This window comes from Rhodococcus sp. AH-ZY2 (assembly GCF_030916465.1).
GTDB lineage: Bacteria > Actinomycetota > Actinomycetes > Mycobacteriales > Mycobacteriaceae > Rhodococcus > Rhodococcus ruber.
This window is the reverse complement of record NZ_CP126458.1, coordinates 984945-1002355: the sequence shown is the minus strand read 5'-3', so window position 1 is coordinate 1002355 and position 17411 is coordinate 984945. Positions and strand designations below refer to the sequence as shown.

General features: G+C 73.4%; 11 protein-coding genes. 6 read left to right on the top strand and 5 right to left on the bottom strand.

Annotation, left to right across the window (positions count from 1 at the left end):
* Positions 1–29: 29 nt before the first annotated feature.
* Together QNA09_RS05690 and QNA09_RS05685 are read left to right on the top strand one after the other, a co-directional pair.
* On the top strand, positions 30–1112 hold the full coding sequence (locus tag QNA09_RS05690) for an ABC transporter ATP-binding protein (RefSeq protein WP_010592531.1): 1083 nt from the start codon (positions 30–32) through the stop codon (positions 1110–1112).
* Positions 1113–1188: 76 nt separating this feature from the next.
* Positions 1189–2748: an ATP-dependent DNA ligase gene (locus QNA09_RS05685; protein ID WP_308072320.1), complete on the top strand. Its 1560-nt coding sequence runs from the start codon at positions 1189–1191 to the stop codon at positions 2746–2748.
* Positions 2749–2752: 4 nt separating this feature from the next.
* Here QNA09_RS05685 and QNA09_RS05680 read toward each other — a convergent pair whose 3' ends face one another.
* Entirely contained in the window at positions 2753–3412 is a 660-nt protein-coding gene (locus QNA09_RS05680) for an enoyl-CoA hydratase-related protein (RefSeq protein WP_010592533.1), read from the bottom strand.
* A complete protein-coding gene (locus QNA09_RS05675; protein ID WP_010592534.1) occupies positions 3409–4062 on the bottom strand; it encodes a TetR/AcrR family transcriptional regulator in 654 nt (217 codons plus the stop codon). The genes QNA09_RS05680 and QNA09_RS05675 overlap by 4 nt, the downstream gene beginning before the upstream one ends.
* A 175-nt stretch (positions 4063–4237) precedes the next feature.
* Between QNA09_RS05675 and QNA09_RS05670 the strand changes: the two genes are divergently transcribed.
* From QNA09_RS05670 to QNA09_RS05655, 4 genes are all read left to right on the top strand, one after another.
* Complete coding sequence (locus QNA09_RS05670) at positions 4238–5053, top strand: mycofactocin-coupled SDR family oxidoreductase (RefSeq protein ID WP_301914931.1); 816 nt, start codon at positions 4238–4240, stop codon at positions 5051–5053.
* Positions 5054–5153: 100 nt separating this feature from the next.
* Positions 5154–5903: an ABC transporter permease gene (locus QNA09_RS05665; protein ID WP_010592536.1), complete on the top strand. Its 750-nt coding sequence runs from the start codon at positions 5154–5156 to the stop codon at positions 5901–5903.
* Between the two features lie 91 nt (positions 5904–5994).
* Positions 5995–7623 (top strand): LuxR C-terminal-related transcriptional regulator, encoded by a 1629-nt coding sequence (locus QNA09_RS05660; RefSeq protein WP_017680254.1) that lies wholly within the window; start codon positions 5995–5997, stop codon positions 7621–7623.
* A 114-nt stretch (positions 7624–7737) separates the two neighbouring features.
* The gene (locus QNA09_RS05655) at positions 7738–8871 is read left to right on the top strand and encodes an NAD(P)/FAD-dependent oxidoreductase (protein WP_017680255.1); all 1134 of its coding nucleotides are present in this window, start codon (positions 7738–7740) and stop codon (positions 8869–8871) included.
* A gap of 22 nt (positions 8872–8893) precedes the next feature.
* On the opposite strand, the gene recD is transcribed toward QNA09_RS05655, so the two are convergent.
* The 3 genes from recD to recC are packed head-to-tail and all read right to left on the bottom strand — an operon-like array spanning position 8894 to position 17342.
* Complete coding sequence (gene recD, locus QNA09_RS05650) at positions 8894–10762, bottom strand: exodeoxyribonuclease V subunit alpha (protein ID WP_302069007.1); 1869 nt, start codon at positions 10760–10762, stop codon at positions 8894–8896.
* On the bottom strand, positions 10759–14052 hold the full coding sequence (locus QNA09_RS05645; RefSeq protein ID WP_308072318.1) for a UvrD-helicase domain-containing protein: 3294 nt from the start codon (positions 14050–14052) through the stop codon (positions 10759–10761). Before QNA09_RS05645 ends, recD begins: the two co-directional genes overlap by 4 nt.
* A complete protein-coding gene (gene recC, locus QNA09_RS05640; RefSeq protein WP_308072317.1) occupies positions 14049–17342 on the bottom strand; it encodes an exodeoxyribonuclease V subunit gamma in 3294 nt (1097 codons plus the stop codon). Before recC ends, QNA09_RS05645 begins: the two co-directional genes overlap by 4 nt.
* Between the last annotated feature and the right edge of the window lie 69 nt (positions 17343–17411).

The window sequence follows — 17411 nt, the reverse complement described above, 5'->3', positions numbered from 1 at the left end:
TCCCCCACTCACTTTCCGAAGGAACCGTCATGGCCGAGATCACCTACCGCAACGCGTCGTGCCTCTACGAGAACTCCGACACCCTCGCCGTCGACTCCCTGAACCTGGACATCCAGGACGGAGAATTCGTCGTCCTGGTCGGGCCGTCCGGCTCCGGCAAGAGCACCGCCCTGCGGATGCTCGCCGGGCTCGAGGACATCGACGAGGGCTCGATCAGCATCGGCGGCCGCGACATGGTCGGCGTGCCGTCGAAGGATCGTGACATCGCGATGGTCTTCCAGAACTACGCCCTCTACCCGAACAAGACCGTCGCCGAGAACATGGGCTTCGCGCTGAAGATGCGCGGCGTCGGCGCCGACGAGCGGCGCCGCAAGGTCGAACAGGCGGCGAAGCTGCTCGACCTCACCGACTACCTGGACCGCAAACCCGCCAAGCTCTCCGGCGGGCAGCGGCAGCGCGTCGCGATGGGCCGCGCGATCGTCCGCGAACCGCAGGTGTTCTGCATGGACGAACCGCTGTCCAACCTCGACGCCAAGCTGCGCGTGCAGACCCGCACCCAGATCGCCGCGCTGCAGCGGCGTCTCGGCACCACCACCGTGTACGTCACGCACGATCAGGTCGAGGCGATGACCATGGGCGACCGGGTGGCGGTGCTGCGCGGCGGCAAGCTCCAGCAGTTCTCCTCCCCCACCGAGCTGTACGACCGGCCCGCCAACGCATTCGTCGCCGGGTTCATCGGCTCGCCCGCAATGAACCTGCTCGACGCCCGGATCGTCGACGGCGGCGTGCAGATCGGCAGCACCGTCGTCGATGTCGAACGCGACCGCATCGCCTCGCTGCACCGCGCCGGACTCGAGACCGTCACCGTCGGGATCCGGCCCGAACAGCTCGAGATCACGGACGGCGACGGCGTCGAGACCATCGTCGAACTCGTCGAGGAACTCGGCAGCGAGTCGTACGTGTACACCCGCGTCGCGCGCAGCGACACCCCCCTCGTCGCACGCTCGCTCACCCGCACCCCGGCCCGGCTGGCGGACACGATCCGGCTGCGCAAGCGGGAGGGCACGGTGCACCTGTTCCATCCGGCGACCGGTGAACGCGTCGGCGACTGACCCTCCGGCTGTACACCCGCGCCGGAACCGGCGGTACACCCGCGCCGAAACCGGCGGTGGTCGGTACGGTCGGGGCGTGCTCTTCTCGACGATCGTTGCCACCTCGCAGGCCGTCGGTGCCACCCGGTCGCGGCGGGCCAAGGTGGAGGAACTGCGCGCCCTCCTCGCCGTCCTCGACCCCGGGGAGGTCGAGCCCGTGGTGTCGTGGCTGGCGGGTGAGCCACGTCAGGGCCGGATCGGCGTGGGATGGCGCACCCTCGCCGGATCCCGCATCGACCCGTCCGAGGAGCCGTCGCTGACCGTCGTCGACGTCGACCGGGCCTTCACCGAGCTCGCCGGTCTGTCCGGGACCGGCTCGACGGGGCGGCGGCGCGAACTGCTCGCCGGTCTGCTCGGCGCGGCCACCGCCGAGGAGCAGGATTTCCTGGTGCGGCTGCTGACCGGCGACCTGCGGCAGGGCGCGCTCGACGGGGTGATGACCGACGCGGTGGCCGCCGCGGCCGGGCTGCCGGCCGAGACGGTGCGCCGGGCGTTCATGCTCTCCGGCCGGCTGCCCGCAACCGCGGCGGCCGGGCTCGGCGGCGGCGCGGACGCGCTCGCCGCCTTCCGGCTGGAGGTGGGCCGGCCGATCCGGCCCATGCTCGCCGCCCCGGCCCAGTCCCTCGCCGGTGCCCACAGCGAGTTCGGCGGCGAGGTCAGCGTCGAGTACAAGCTCGACGGCGCCCGCATCCAGGTGCACCGCCGGGGCGGGACGGTGCGGGTGTTCACCCGCACGTTGCGGGAGATCACCCGCAGCGTCCCCGAACTCGTGGAGCTGGTCGCGACGCTGCCCTGCACGTCGGTCGTGCTCGACGGCGAGACCCTGGCACTCGACCCTGCGGGCCGGCCCCGGCCGTTCCAGGAGACGATGAGCCGGTTCGGTGCCGAGTCCGCGCACGAGCTGATGCTGCACCCGTACTTCTTCGACTGCCTGCACCTCGACGGCACCGACCTGCTCGACGCGCCGCCCACCGAGCGTCTCGACGCTCTGCGGCGGGTCGCGCCGAACCATCGGATCCCGGGCGTGCTGCGGCCGGACGCGGCCACCGCCGACGCCCAGTTCGACGCCGCCCTCGCCGCCGGGCACGAGGGCGTCGTCGTCAAGGACCTCACCGCGCCCTACGCGGCGGGCCGGCGCGGCCGCGCCTGGCAGAAGGTCAAACCGGAGCACACCCTGGACCTGGTGGTACTCGGCGCCGAGTGGGGTTACGGCCGTCGCACCGGCTACCTGTCCAATCTCCATCTGGGCGCGCGGGATCCGGACGGCGGCGAGCCGATCATGGTCGGCAAGACGTTCAAGGGACTGACCGACGCCCTGCTGCAATGGCAGACCGAGGAGCTCCCGCGACACGAACGCAGCCGCGACGCGCACACCGTGTACCTGCGTCCGGAGCTGGTCGTGGAGATCGAACTCGACGGCGTACAGGTCAGCCCCCGCTACCCCGGCGGGGTGGCGCTGCGCTTCGCCCGTGTGCTGCGCTACCGCCCCGACAAGACCGCCGCCGAGGCGGACACCGTCGACGCGGTGCGCGCACTGTTACCGGGGACGGATTCCGTTCCGCAGCAACCACTTCCGTCCCATCACGGAAGTTCGTGACCGGTCAGGCCCGACCCTGGGCGAGTGCGTCGACCGCGGCCGCGTACATGGTGGACTTGATGGCACCGAGGGTGCCGGGGTCCTTCCCCGCGAGCGGGGTGACGAGTTCGACGGCGGCGTCGAGGACGCCGTCCGCGCCCGCCGTGCGGTCGACCAGACCGGCGGCCTCGGCCTCGAGACCGCCGTAGCGGCGACCGGTGGTCATCGCCGTGACCGCGGTCTGCGGGGTCAGCTTGGCCTGGATCAGCGCGGCCATGCCCGGCGTGAACGGGATGTGGATGTCGACCTCGGGGAAGCAGTAGTAGCCCCGGTCCGCGCGCATCACCCGGTAGTCGTGCGCGATCGCGAGCATGGCACCCGCCCCGAACGCGTGCCCGACCACGGCGGCGACCGTCGGCAGCGGGAAGGTGAGGATGCGGCCGAAGAGCGCCTGCACCCGGCCGACGTACCACTGCGCCCGATCACCGTGAGCTGTCAGCCATTCCAGGTCCAGGCCGTTGGAGTAGAACTTCCCCGTCGCCGTGGTGACGAGTGCGTGCGCGTTCTGCTGCACTTCGTCGAGGAGCCGGTCGACGGTGTCGAGCCAGTCGGGAGAGAACCGGTTCTCGTCGTCGCCGAGGTCGAGGACGGCGATCTTGTCCCGGTAGGTCAGAGTGACGGTCATCGCGAGCCTTTCGTGTGGCCGCCGCGCCCGGATGGCGCGGGCGGAGGATCGAGGGCGAGCACCGCGCGGACCGCGGCCTCGAGACGGTGGCGCATGGCCGCGTCGGGGACACGCCCGCGCCGGAGCAACAGACCTGTCGGCAGACCGACGACACAGTCCTCGACGACCGCGACCGCGCGCGCGTCGCCGCGGCCCCACAACGCCCGGGACAGGCGGACGAGCAGCGCGACCACAATCGAATCGAGCCGCCCCAGCTCTGCGGCGACGTCCGCCGGCGGGTCGGACCCGAGCAACTCCTCGCGCCGGACGGTGAGCAGGAGGCGCGAGGACTCGGGGAACAGGGCGGCGAACGCCGCGGGGGCATCGGCGGCGGCGACGACGGCGTCGATCCCCCGGTCCGGCGTCGACGCGGAGCCGAGAACCTCGTCGACCGCCGCGCGCTGCAGGTCGAGGAAGCGGTGGGCCGCGCGCAACCAGGCCCGGCCGACCAGCCCACCGCGGGAGCCGAAGGCGTGATACAGAGCCCCGTTCGACATCCCCGTGGCCGCGGCGACCGCACGCAGCGTCACCGCGCTCGCACCACCGGCCACCACCAGATTCTCGGTGGCGTCGAGAACCTCGTCGAGGTCGTGGATGCGGGGCCGGGGCACAGCGGGACCATAACAGAACGCATGCTCTATTACCAGCGGGTAACCGAACGGGGCGCCCGGCCGGACACGGGACACCGTGCGCCTTCCGGACCGCGGTCCCGGTGAGCGGAACCCGCGCTGCCGTCCCCGCTTCGGACCGGGAGAATCCGCGTCCGACACCACCGAGGAGGCAAGCATGGAGACCGCCGGCCGTTTCGAGAACAAGGTCGCCTTCGTCACCGGCGCGGCGCGCGGTCAGGGCCGCGCCGAGGCCGTGCAGTTCGCCCGCGAGGGCGCCGACATCATCGCGGTCGACGCGTGCACCGACTTCGCCTCGACCGCCTACCCGGGCGCCACGGAGGAGGATCTCGCGGAGACGGTGCGGTTGGTCGAGAAGACGGGCCGTCGCATCGTCGCCACGACCGCGGACGTGCGGGACTTCGACGCGCTGTCGCGGGCGCTGGCCGACGGCGTCGAGCAGCTCGGCCGCCTCGACGTGGTGGTCGCGAACGCCGGCATCTGCTCGGGCGCGCTGTCGTGGGAGATCACCCTCGAGCAGTGGCGGGAGACCGTCGACGTCAACCTCACCGGCGTGTTCCACACCGCGAAGGCCGCCGTGCCCTACCTGATCGAGCAGGGCGAGGGCGGGGCGGTCGTCTTCACCAGCTCCGTCTCGGGGCTCAAGGGCACCCCCTTCACCGGCCACTACGTCGCGACCAAGCACGGCATCACCGGCCTGGCGAAGACGATGGCGAACGAACTGGGCGAGCACCGGATCCGGGTCAACACCGTCCACCCGGCCGGCGTGGAGACCGGCATGAAGGTCAGCGACCTGCACCCGCTCATCGCGAAGTACGCGACCACCCTGGGCCCGATCTACATGAACTCGCTGACCTACGAGATCCTGCAGCCCGAGGACGTCGCGGCCGTCGTCGCGTGGGTGTGCTCCGACGAGGCGAAGTACATCACCGGCGCGCAGATCCCCGTCGACCTGGGGAACCTGATCCGCTGAGCGCCCCCACCCTGTGTGGCCGAATGTCACACCGCTTCGATCTGATCGAACGCATGTCACATTCGGCCACCCCCGTCCCCCGGCGGATACCCTCCGGAGGGTGACCTGGTCCCTGGAGTTGGTTCCCACCGCCGTCGGGGTGACCCTGCTCGTCGGGACGACGACCGCGGTGCTGTGGGGCTACCGCGCCCCGCATCACTTCGCGCCGGCGGTCGCGGTGCTGCGGGGCGCCGTGCAACTCGCCCTGATCAGTGTGGTGCTGTCCGGGGTGATCACGAGTCCCGTCTGGGTGGGGGCCGCGCTGCTGGTCATGTTCACCGTCGCCGCTGCCACCGCATCCCGCCGGATCGGCTGGAGCCCGGGGCACGTGGCCCTCGTATCCGGTGCGATGGCGCTCGGGATCGCCGTGACGCTCACGATCGTCTTCGTCACCGGCGCCATCGAGTTCTCCCCGCGGTACGTCCTGGCCATCGGCGGCATCGTCGTCGGCAACGCGATGACCATCGCGACCCTCGCGGGGCGGCGCTTCACGGAACTGACCGGGGACAACTGGGACACGGTCGAGGGCTGGCTCGCGCTCGGTGCGACGCCGCGGCAGTCCACCCGCGAGCTCACGCGACTGGCCGTCCACTCGGCGCTGATCCCGTCGACCGACCAGACCAAGACCACCGGGCTGGTGACGCTGCCGGGTGCCTTCGTCGGCGCGATCTTCGGGGGTGTGTCCCCGCTCGAGGCCGGACGCTTCCAGATCGTGGTGCTCGCCGCGATCATGGCCGCCGGAACGATCACCGCCGTCGTCCTCGTCTCCGGTCTGGCACCGGTCCGTACCCGGCCCGGCCTGCCGGACTGACCTCCCACTGCGCACCCCGGAACCGGAGGCCGGTGGGCGTAGGATCGCAGGCAACCACTCGGTGCACGTTCGGTCGCCGCAGGGAGCGAGGATGGGCACGTCGACGGTGCTCGACCACGCGCGGGCAGCGTTCCACGCGCGGGACTGGACGCGGGCGTTCGACGCGTTCCGCACCGCCGACGCGCACGAGCCCCTCACCGCCGACGACCTCGACCTGTTCGCACGGTCGGCGTATCTGGTCGGCCGGGACGACGACTGCGCGACGCTGTGCGAGCGTGCGTTCTCGGCGCATCTCGACGCCGACGACCCCGAGCGGGCCGGACTCAGTGCGTTCTGGCTCTGCTTCCTGCTGATGAACCGTGGGGAGGTGGCGCGCGCCGGCGGCTGGCTCGCCCGGGCCCAGCACCTGACCGAGCCCGGGCGCCCGGACTGCGCGACACGCGGCCTCCTGATGCTGCCGGCGGCGGTGCAGGACATGCATGCGAACCGGCCGGCCGACGCCCTGCCCTCGTTCACCGCCGCCCAGGCGATCGGCCGAGCCTGCGGCGACGCCGACCTCGTCGCGCTGAGCACCCTCGGCATCGGGCAGTGCCGCATCCTGCTCGGCGACGTCGCCGGCGGTCTCGGCACCCTGGACGAGGTGATGGTCGGCGTGAGCCTCGACGAGGTCTCGCCGGTCGTGGCCGGACTGGTGTACTGCGCGGTCATCGAGGCCTGCCAGGGCACGTTCGAGCTGCAGCGGGCCAGGGAATGGACGCGGGCACTCGGCCGCTGGTGCGACGCCCAGCCCGGCCTCGTTCCCTTCCGGGGACAGTGCCTCGTACACCGCGCGGAGATCCTGCAACTCGAGGGCGCCTGGACGGAGGCCATGGACCTGGCCCGGCTCGCGTTCCGGCGGCTGTCGGACCCACCGGGTCAACCGGCCGTCGGCATGGCCCTGTACGAACAGGGCGAACTGCACCGGTTGCGCGGCGAGTTCGACGAGGCCGAGGACGCCTACCGCCGCGCCGGGCGGCTCGGCCGCGAGATCCAGCCGGGCATGGCGCTGCTGCGTCTGCGCCAGGGCGACACCGACGCGGCGCTCGCCGGGATCCGGCGGGCGCTCGGCGAATCGCTTCCGCTCTATCGTCCGCGGCTGCTGGCGGGCCACGCGGAGATCGCGCTCGCCGTCGGCGACGTCGCGGCCGCGCGCCGCAGCGCCGACGAACTCGCGGCGCTGGCCGGGGAACAGGACGCTCCGGCGTTGAGTGCGATCGCCGAGCAGGTCACCGGCGCCGTCCTGCTCGCCGAGGGCGCACCGCGCGCCGCCCTCGACCGGCTGCGCCGCTCGTGCGGGCTCTGGCGCGGCTTCGAGGCGCCCTACGAGTGCGCGCGGGTGCGGGTGCTGCAGGGCCGGTGCTGTGACGCGCTCGGCGACGCCGAGACGGCGCGGCTCGAGTACGAGGCCGCGGCGGCGACGTTCCGGGACCTGCACGCCGAGCCGGACCTGCGGGACCTCGCGCGGAGGCCGGGGCGCCCGGCCGCGCGGGGCCGGCTGACCACCCGCGAGATCGAGGTGCTGCGGGCCGTCGCCACGGGGAAGACCAACCGCGCCGTGGCCCGTGAACTCGTGTTGAGCGAGAAGACCGTGGCGCGGCACCTGAGCAACATCTTCACCAAGCTCGACGTGTCGTCCCGGGCGGCCGCGACGGCATACGCGTACGAGCACCACCTGCTCTGAGCTGCACAGAACTACCCATCCGGGTCCGCGGACGGCTGCGTACTTCGCCCGACGCGGCCGATGCCGGCGGCGCCTAACGTCATCCGTCCAGTCCCCTCGAGCCCGGGAGTTCCGATGACCACCGACAGTGCACCCCGACGGATCGACACCGTCGTGATCGGCGCAGGCCAGGCGGGGCTGTCCGCCGGCTACCACCTCGCCCGGCACGGGCGCCCCTTCCTGATCGTCGACGCGAACCGGCGGATCGGCGACAACTGGCGCAGCCACTGGGATTCGCTGCGCCTGTACAGCCCCGCCGGATACGACGGCCTGCCCGGCATGCCGTTCCCCGGCGATCCGCACCGGTTCCCGACGAAGGACGACGTCGCCGACTACCTCGAGGCGTACGCCGCGCGGTTCGAGCTGCCCGTTCGCGGCGGCACCCGCGTGCGACGGCTGTCGCGCGACGGCGATCGCTTCGTCCTCGACTGCGGCGAGATGCGGATCGAGGCCGGCAACGTCGTCGTCGCCACCGGCACGTTCGGCCGCACCCCCAGCATCCCGGACTTCGCGGCCGAGCTGGACCCGCGGATCGTGCAGCTGCACTCGAGCGAGTACCGCAATCCGGCGCAGCTGACCGACGGCCCGGTGCTCGTGGTGGGCGCGTCCCACTCCGGCGGCGACCTCGCCTACGAGGTGGCGACGTCCCATCCGACGATCCTGTGCGGCCGCGACACCGGACAGCTCCCGGTGCGGCTCGAGAGCCGCCGGATGCGGGTGCTCTTCCCGATCGTGTGGTTCGCGTGGGGCCACGTGCTCTCCGTACGCACCCCGCTCGGCCGGAAGGTACGTGAACTCGAACGCCGCCACGGCGCACCGCTGTTGCGGGTCAAGCGGGAGGACCTCGCCGCGCTCGGCGTCGAACGGATCACCGAACGGGTCACCGGGGTCGTCGACGGCCGCCCGGTCCTCGCCGGCGGTCGCGTCCTCGACGTGACGAACGTGTTGTGGTGCACCGGCTTCCGTCAGGCCTACGACTGGATCGAGCTGCCGGTGCTCGGCCCGGACGGCTGGCCGCTCGAGGAGCACGGGGTGGTGACCACCATTCCCGGCCTGTACTTCACCGGCCTGTGCTTCCAGTCGTCGTTCCGCTCGATGCTCGTCGGCGGGGCCGGCGCGGACGCCGGGCACGTCGTCCGGCACCTCGTCGAGCACCGCGCGCCGGTCGGCCCGATGTCACATCGCTTCGATCCGATCGAACCGATGTGACATTCGGCCACCCGCGCGGGAGTCAGGCGCGCGGCTGCCGGCGCAGTCCGCTGGCTCGCAACACCCGCCGCCCGACCCCGGCGCGGACCGCCTCCTCGGTGCCGATCAGGCGCACGTGACCGCGCGCCCGGGTGATCGCGGTGTACAGCAATTCGCGGGTCAGCAGCGAGGATTCGGGTGGGGGCAGGATCACCGAGACCGTGCCGTACTGGCTGCCCTGGCTGCGGTGGATCGTCATGGCGTACACCGTCTGCACGGCCGACAGCCGACTGGGGTGGAGCCGGAACGGCTCCTTGCCGCGCGCGAACGCCGCGACAGGTTCGCCGTCCGCATCGACGACCACGACGCCGGTGTCGCCGTTGTAGATGCGGGTCTCGTGGTCGTTGGCGGTGACGAGCAGCGGCTGCCCCGGGTACCAGCGCTCGGTGTCGAGCCGCCGGCCGGTGTCGGCGGCGATCCACTCCATCGCCCGCCGCGCCCACCACTGCACCCCGTACGGCCCCTCCCGGTGCGCGCACAGCAGGCGGTGCGTCTCGAACTTCTCGAGCGCGGTCACGTCGTCGCCCGCGACGGCGGCGGCGGTGACGGTCGCGGCGGTGGAGACGACGTCGCGCCGCAGGGCCTCGAGGTCGTCCGGCGCGTGGAAGGACACCTCGGGGCCACCACCGTCGAGGATCCGCATCACCGCGTCGGCGTCGCCCTCCCGCACGGCGACGGCGAGGTGCGCGATGTCGCCGCCGAACCGCCGGCCGCGGCTGAGCCGGATCACGCCGCCGCGCAACCGGTTCCGCTCACCCGCGGAGAGCGACGCCTCGGCGGGGTCGTCGCCGGCATCGAGGTCGGCTGCGACGACGCGCCCGAGGACGGGGTTTCCCGCCGCGGTCACGGGACGGGCGATGAGGTCGGCCAGGACGGCGCCGGCGTCGACCGACGTCAGCTGGTCCGGGTCGCCCACCAGGATCAGCCGGGTGCCGGAGCGGACGGCCTCGAGCAGCCGGCACATCATGGTCAGCGACACCATCGACGTCTCGTCGACGACCACGACGTCGTAGGGCAGGTGGTTGCCGGCGTGGTAGCGGTACCGGGTGCGGCCGCGCTGCCAGCCGAGCATGCGGTGCAGGGTCATCGCGGTCAGGTCGGCGCGCAGGCCCAGCGGCCCGGCCTGCTCGCGGACGGATTCCTGCAGCCGGGCCGCGGCCTTGCCGGTGGGCGCGGCCAGTCCGATCCGCAGGGCGGGACCGTGCAGCGCGGTCAGCAGCGCGAGTATCCGGGCGACGGTGTGGGTCTTGCCGGTGCCCGGCCCGCCCGCGATCACCGTGGTCCACCCCGTGGCGGCCAGCGCCGCGGCGATGCGCTGCCGGTCCGGTGCGGCGGACGGACGACCGGGGTCGTGCTGGTCGCGGAACAACTCGCGCAGTCCCCGCTCGAGCGCCGGCTCGTCGACGACGGGATGACCGAGCCCGCGGGCGTCGAGGATCCGCCGGACCGCCTCCTCCTGACGGAAGTAGCGGTCGAGGTACAGCAGCGGACCGTCGGCGGTCTCGACCAGGCGCAGCGGACGCAGCGGGCCGCGGTCGCCGCCGACGACGAGCGGGCTGCGCCGCAAGCCGGCGACGACGGCGTCGTCGTCCGGCCACGGCAGCGCCGCGAGGTCCACCTCGGCGGACTCGTCGACGGTGATCTCGCGCAGCCGGGTCAGGTCCAGGCACACCGAACCGGCGCGCACGGCGCGCACGGCCAGCGCGGTGGCGAGGTGCACCTCCTCGGCGGTCTCCCCCGCCAGCTGGGCGAGCCGAAGCGCGACGTGCACGTCGGCGGCCGCGAGCACCCCGGCCTCGTTGAAGACCCGCAGGGCACCCTTGCCGCGCTGGGCCACCTGGGCGTTGGTCACGGAATCTCCTTGCCTGCCAACAGATCGGACAGTGCGGCGACGAGGGCGGGCGGCGGCGTCCAGTCGAACACACCGCAGCCCGCCGGGGTCTCCGGACCGACCATGCCGCGCACGAACAGGTACTGCACGCCGCCGAGATGCACCGCCGGGTCGTAGCCGGGCAGCCGCCACCGCAGGTACCGGTGCAGGGCGGCGGCGTACAGCAGCGCCTGCATCGGATAGTGGGCGCGCAGCATCTCCTGCGCCATCCGGTCCCGGGTGTAGTGGGCGGTGGTGAGCTCCTCCGGCCCGAGGCGGTTCGTCTTGTAGTCGACGATCACGAACCGCGGCTCGGTGCCGCGGATCCGCAGCACCGAATCGATGCTGCCGGTGAGATAGCCGCGCAGCGGGGTGGGCTCGAGGGTGCCGACGAGATCGGCGTACGAGGCGAACGGGTCGTCGGCGGGCAGGTGCGCACGCAGCAACCGGGCGACACCGTCGAGGGTGACGGTGGTGGCGACTGGATCGTCCCCGCCGGCGAGGGGCAGCTCGAAGTCGAGTTCGGCGAGGCGGTCGGCCGGGGCGATGTCGGCGAGTGTGCCCGCGTCCCCACCGAGCGGGGTCCGCAGGACCGGCAGCAGTGCCGTCGCCAGCTCCTCGGGGTCGACGTCGGAGAACTGTTCGGCGACGGTGTCGCGGCAACAGCGCAGCAGTTCCGCGCCGAGGTCGGCGGCGGCGGTGTCGACGACCTCGAGCACCGCGTGCACGAGGGTGCCGAACACCGCCCCACCGGGCAGGGCGTTCATCGGGGACTCGATGCCCTCGCCCGCGTCGGCCGGCAGCAGCGGCGGCTCCTCCGGTTCGTCGATGCTCACCGGCTGCTCGGTCTCCGTCCGCACCTGGGGTTCGTCGTGGGCGGCGGCGGTGAGGGCGGTGTACGAGGTGCGCCGCCAGGCGTCGTCGAGCTCGCGGTCGAAGCGCGCCGCCTCGAGGTCCACGACGGCCTCACGCGGGCGCACCCACGTCACGGTGGGGATCGGCGCCGAGCCGACGGCCTCGACGGACACCGAGCCGGCGGCTCGGTCGGCCCACGCGGCGAGCTGCTGCGCCACGATCGGATCCTCGGGCACGCGGGCCTTGGGGGCGACGTCGGACGTGCCGGGTGCCCGGCCGAACAACAGACGGTGCAGCGGGGCGCCGGGGGTGCTGTATCCGGGAGCCCACCACAGCACCAGGTGACAGCGGGCGCGGGTCAGCGCGACGTACAGCAGCCGCAGTTCCTCACCGGCAACCTCGTCGTCGTGGCGCCGGCGACGTTCCCCGTATCCGGGGCTGCCCTCGCCGCCGACGTCGAGGATCCGGCGTCCGGAGTCGTCGTGGAGCAGGAGCCGGTCCGGTTTCGACCGCACGCCCGACTCCCACGCGAACGGCACGTAGACCACGGGGAATTCGAGGCCCTTGCTGGCGTGGACGGTCAGCACCTGCACCGCGGCGGCGTCGCTGTCGAGCCGGCGGCTGCGGTCGGCACGGGCCGTGCCCGCCTCGGCGATCCGTTCGGTCAGCCAGCGGGTCAGCGCCGTGACACCGAGCGCGCCGGCCGCCGCGGTCTCGTCGAGCAGTTGCGCGAGGTGGCGCAGATCGGTCAGTTCCCGTTCGCCGCCCGGCCAGCCCAGCAGTCGCGGCTCGAGGGCGCAGGACGCGGCGAGGCGCTCGAAGAGCGCGGCGAAGCCGGACCGCTCGAACACGAGGTCCAGCTCGCGCAGCAGGGTGCCGACCGCGGCCACGAGCTCGTCGCCGCCGGTGTCGACGTCCCCGGCGGTGTGCCCCATCAGGGAGGTCAGGGCGGCCAGACGCACCCGGTCGGGTCGGTGCGGCTGCTCGAGCGCCTGCAGCACCCGCAGCCATTCCCGCGCGGCGGGGGTCGCGAAGACGCTGGTTCCGCCCGCGAGCACGGCCGGGATCCCGGCGCCGGTGAGGGCGCCGTGCACGAGGGCGACCTGCGCGTTGGTCCGCACCAGGACAGCGACGTCGCCGGGTTCGACGGGTCGCCGGCCGGCGCCGAGGTCGACGGTGACCTCGCCGCCGAGCAGTGCCGCGATGTCGGCCGCGACGTCGCGTGCCACCCGGGCCTGCAACGCCGGTGCCTTCGGGAAACCGGAGGCGCCGCACGGACCGGCCCCGGCACGCGGCAGGTGCCGCAGCCGCAGCGGCACCGCCCCGGTGATCCGGGACGGCGGCTGCGCGGCCTCGACCCGATGCGCCACGATTCGCGGATCCCCCAGGGCCGCACCGCCGTACAGGTGGTCGAGGGCCGCGAGCAGGTTCCCGTCGCTGCGCCAGTTGCGGACGAGTTCCTGGTGCTCGTCGGCGAACTCCATCGCGCCGAGATAGCTGAGCACCTCGGCGCCGCGGAACGCGTAGATGGCCTGTTTCGGGTCGCCGACGAGGACGAGGGTCGTGCGCCGGTGGAACGCGCTGCGCAGGATCTCCCACTGCAGCGGGTCGGTGTCCTGGAACTCGTCGACGAGCACGACCCGGAATCGGGAGCCGATGCGGCGGCACGCGGCCTCGCCGTGCCCGGGATCGGTCAGCACCGCGTGCAGCAGCGAGAGCTGGTCGTCGTAGTCCCGCAGACCCGCGAGGCGTTTGCGGCGGTCGACCTCGGCCCGCACGGCCCGGGCGAACTCGACGCGTTCACCCGCGGGCGTGCCGTCGGCGCCCTCGGGGGCGAGCGTGGCCTGCGGGTCGAAGATCGCGGCACGCGCGGCCTCCGCCGCCTCCGCGTGTGAGATCGGTGCCGCATCCGCGCGGCCGTACCGCCGCAGGTACAGGTCCGCGACGACCTCGGCGGTCAGGTCGTCGACGTCCTCGACGAGTACCGCGGCGGAGTCGCGTTCCCCGGCGGTGCCGAGCTCGTCGAGCATGCGCTGGCAGAACCCGTGCGTGGTGGCGATGGTGGCGGCATCGAAGTCGGACAGCGCCCGCAGCAGCCGGCGCCGGTGCGTGGCCACGTCGCCGGCGGCGAGGTGCCGGATCAGCTCGTCGGGATGGCGGCGGGCGGCGTCCGGATCGGCCAGCGCCCGCGCGGCGGCGGCGAACCGGTCCCGGGTGCGTTCGCGCAGCTCCTGCGTCGCGGCGCGGCTGAACGTCACCAGCAGCAACTCCGACAACTCCGCCGTGCCCTCGGCGACGAACCGGGTGGCCAGGCCGACGAGGGCGTAGGTCTTGCCGGTTCCCGCGCTGGCCTCGAGCACGGTGGTGCCCGTGGGAAGCGTCCCCAGCAGGTCGAACTCGGACACGGTTCGGGTCACGGCCGCCCCTGGATCTCGTTGGACAGCAACGGCTCCCACAGGCGTCGCGCGAGGGCGCCGAATCGGGTGGGCTCGCCGTGCCACGTCTGCTCGTCGTCGCGGGCGGCGACGGAGGTCAGGTCCCGCAGCGTCACGTCGGGGCCGTACAGGTAGGCGAGGTGGCGGTCGGTGCGTTCGCCGTAGGTGGATCCGAACTCCTGGGCGGCGGCGTCGAGTCCCATCTCGACGGAGTTGCCGCGGTGGCGGCGCTCGGCGTACTCCGCGGCGGCGGCGGTGGCGGTCGGCAGCGGCTCGTGCAACCCGCGGTCGCGCAGGTCCACGAGGCGGGCGAGTTGCTCCACGGGGTCGGCCGGGGCGTTGATCGTGGACCGCCAGGCCGGGGTGCCGCGGAACCGCCCACGGCCGGTGGTGACGGCCTGCCACGGCCCCGGCCGGTCCGACGCGGCGACGGCGAGCAGGTGCACCCAGGCGGTGAGGCGGTGTTTCGGCGCCAGGCGGGAGAAGGTGCTGCGGGCGACGACGGCGCCGTGGACCCCGCCGACCGTCCCGGTCAGGCGCCGGCCGTCCCCGAGGTCGACGTTCACGTCAACGGTGTCGGCCGGTCCCGTGTAGATCGGCCGGCACACCGCCACCAAGGTGTCCACGGTGGCGGCGACGTCGTCGAGCGCGAGTTCACCGAGCCGGTACGGCGGCAGGGTGCCGCGCCGCCATTCGGCGGCCCGGAAGTCCGCGGGGTCCGTGCCGGCGAGCAGCGCCTCGAGCATGCGGTCGCCGAGGTCCCACCGGGCGAGCGGGTCGAGGCCGACATCGAGGGCGTCGGCGATGTCCTCGTCGCGATCGGGCACCCGCACCCCGAGGCGCTGCCGCAGGAACGCCTGGGTGGGGTGGGTGACGAACGCGACGAGGTCGGCCAGGTCGACGTCGCTGCGCGCGGCCGGCGTGAGCGGCCGCTGCAGCAGTCCGGGACGCTGTTTCGCCGGGTGCTGCGCGGCGCGCGCCCCCGCGAGTGCGGCCCGGTCGAAGCTCAGCGGGCGGTCGGGCCGGAAGTTGCGCGGATCGAACGGTTGCAACGGATGCCGGGTGAGGAGCTCGGCCATGCCGTCGGGACCGACCATCGTCTCGACCACGTCGCGCAGTTCGCTCAGCGGGATCGCCGGGGGGCGGCGGGCACCGGTGACCGGGTCCGCACCGGTGTAGAACAGCAGCAGCGTCTCCCCCGCCGACATGACGGCGTCGAGCAGCAACTGCCGGTCCTCGCTGCGCGGATCACGTTCCCCCAGGCAGGGATTCACTGCCAGCACGTCGTCGCCGTCGATGTGGGCGGAGCGGGGGAAGCTCTCGTCGTCGAGGCCGAGCAGGACCACGACGCGGTGCGGCACCGACCGCATCGGCACCATCGTGCACACGGTCAGCTCGCCGGTCCGGAAGTTCGCGCGCGTCGGGCGTGCCGCGAGCCGGGCCGTCAGCATGGCCCGCACGTCGGCCAGCCGCAGCGGCGCCGGCCCGGCGTGCTCGACGGCGGCGGCGAGTTCCCGGTGAGCCTGGGTGAGCTGCCAGGCGTCGGCGGGATCGACATCGGTCAGCAGATCCAGTGCGCGGGTGAGGGCGTCGGCCCACTGCGCGGCCGGCTGGGGACCGCGCAGGCCGTGCAGTGCCACCGTGAGCCGGTCGATGTACTCGGCGAACCGTCCCGTCAGGTCGATGTCGTTGCTCTCGACGTCGTCGAGCGGGAGCGTGAGTCCGAGCCACTCGCTCTGCGACTCGTCGGCGGCCGTGCCGAGGAGGATCCGGTCCAGGGCCGTGCCGAACGTGTTCTGCGGGAAGTCCCCGAGGCCGAAGGCGTTCCGCTGCCCTTTGCCGATGCCCCAGCGGGCCCCGGCAGCGGCGGTCCATTCCTGCAGCCGTTCGAGGTCGTCGTCGACGAAGCCGAACCGCCGGCGCACCGGCGCGGCCCCGGCGAGGTCGAGGACCTCGCTGGCGGTCACCCGTGCGTCGGCGAGCCCCACGAGCGTCGCGACGACCGCCAGCACCGGGTTGGTGCGGCGCAGGCCGCGGTCGGCGAGACGCACCCGTAGCCGGTGTCCCGGGTGCCCGGAGGTGTCGTGCCGGGCGGCACCCTGGCCGAATGCGGCCTGCACGAGCGGCGCGTAGGTCTCCACATCCGGGCACATGACGACCACGTCGCGGGGTTCGAGACTCGGATCGTCCGCGAACAGGTGCAGCAGGCACTCGCGCAGCACCTCCACCTGCCGCGCCGGACCGTGACAGGCGTGGATGCGGATCGTGCCGTCGGCGGCGGCGGAGCGGGCCGGGGGCCGGTCGGCCCGGAGGTCGTCCTGCAGGCGCCCCAGGAGCGTGTCGGGGCCGGTCCCGCCGGGGTGGTGCACGTCGGCGACTCCGGGACCGGCGAGGTGCGCGCGTAGTTCGCGCACGTCCCGGGCCAGGCTCGCCAGGAGGGGGTGCTGCACCACGAGGGCACTGCGGTCGTCGGCGCGACGACGAACCGGCGCCGCGGCCGCCTGCCCTTCCCACATCGCCGGACTCGGATGCGGAATCCACAGGTGCACATCACGGTTCGCGGCAACCGCGGACAGCACCGCGCACTGGGCGACGGTGAGCCGGGTGGGGCCGAACAGCGACAGCCGAGCCGGCCAGTCCACGAGCTCCGGGTCGGTGCGCAACCGCGTGCAGGCGGCGGTGAGCCGCTCGGCGGGACTGTCGTCGCCGAGGCGCTCGCGCAGCCGCCGCCACAGCCGGGCCTGCCACACGAGGTGTTCGGCGAGGTCGTGGCCGGTGCCGTCGGTGTCGCGCCCGGCGGCCCAGTCGACGAGCATCTCCGGGCGCTGCGACGCGTAGCTGCGGAACAGGTCGGCCAGGTGGGCGGCGGTGGCGTAGCGTCGACCGGCGCGGTGATCGACGCCGTCGCGGCCGAGGTGCCGGGCGAGGACGGTGCACCACGGTTCGTCGAGGCAGTCGTCGACGACGTCGAGCAGCGTCCACCGCATCCGGTCGGGGTGCCAGGGGTCGTCCGCCGCCGTCCGGCCGGTGGCAGCGGCCAGCGCCTCGTCCACCAGCCGTGCCGGCGACGGGTGGTCGATGTTGGCGGCGACACCGTCACCGCAGGTGCCGCCGAGCACCGTCGACAGCCGCTGCGTCAGCCACCGCTCGACCCCCTTGGCGGGGACGGCGACGATCTCGCGGGCGAACGGGTCGGCGAGGGGCACGACGAGCAACTCGGCGAGAGCGGCGGCCAGGGTGTCGGCGCGCTCGGCGCGGTGCAGCGTCAGCACGCGGGTCCCCTCGTCGCTCGGTGTGTTCCGGTCCTGCACCGGCTTATCACATCCCGGCGACAGCGCTCG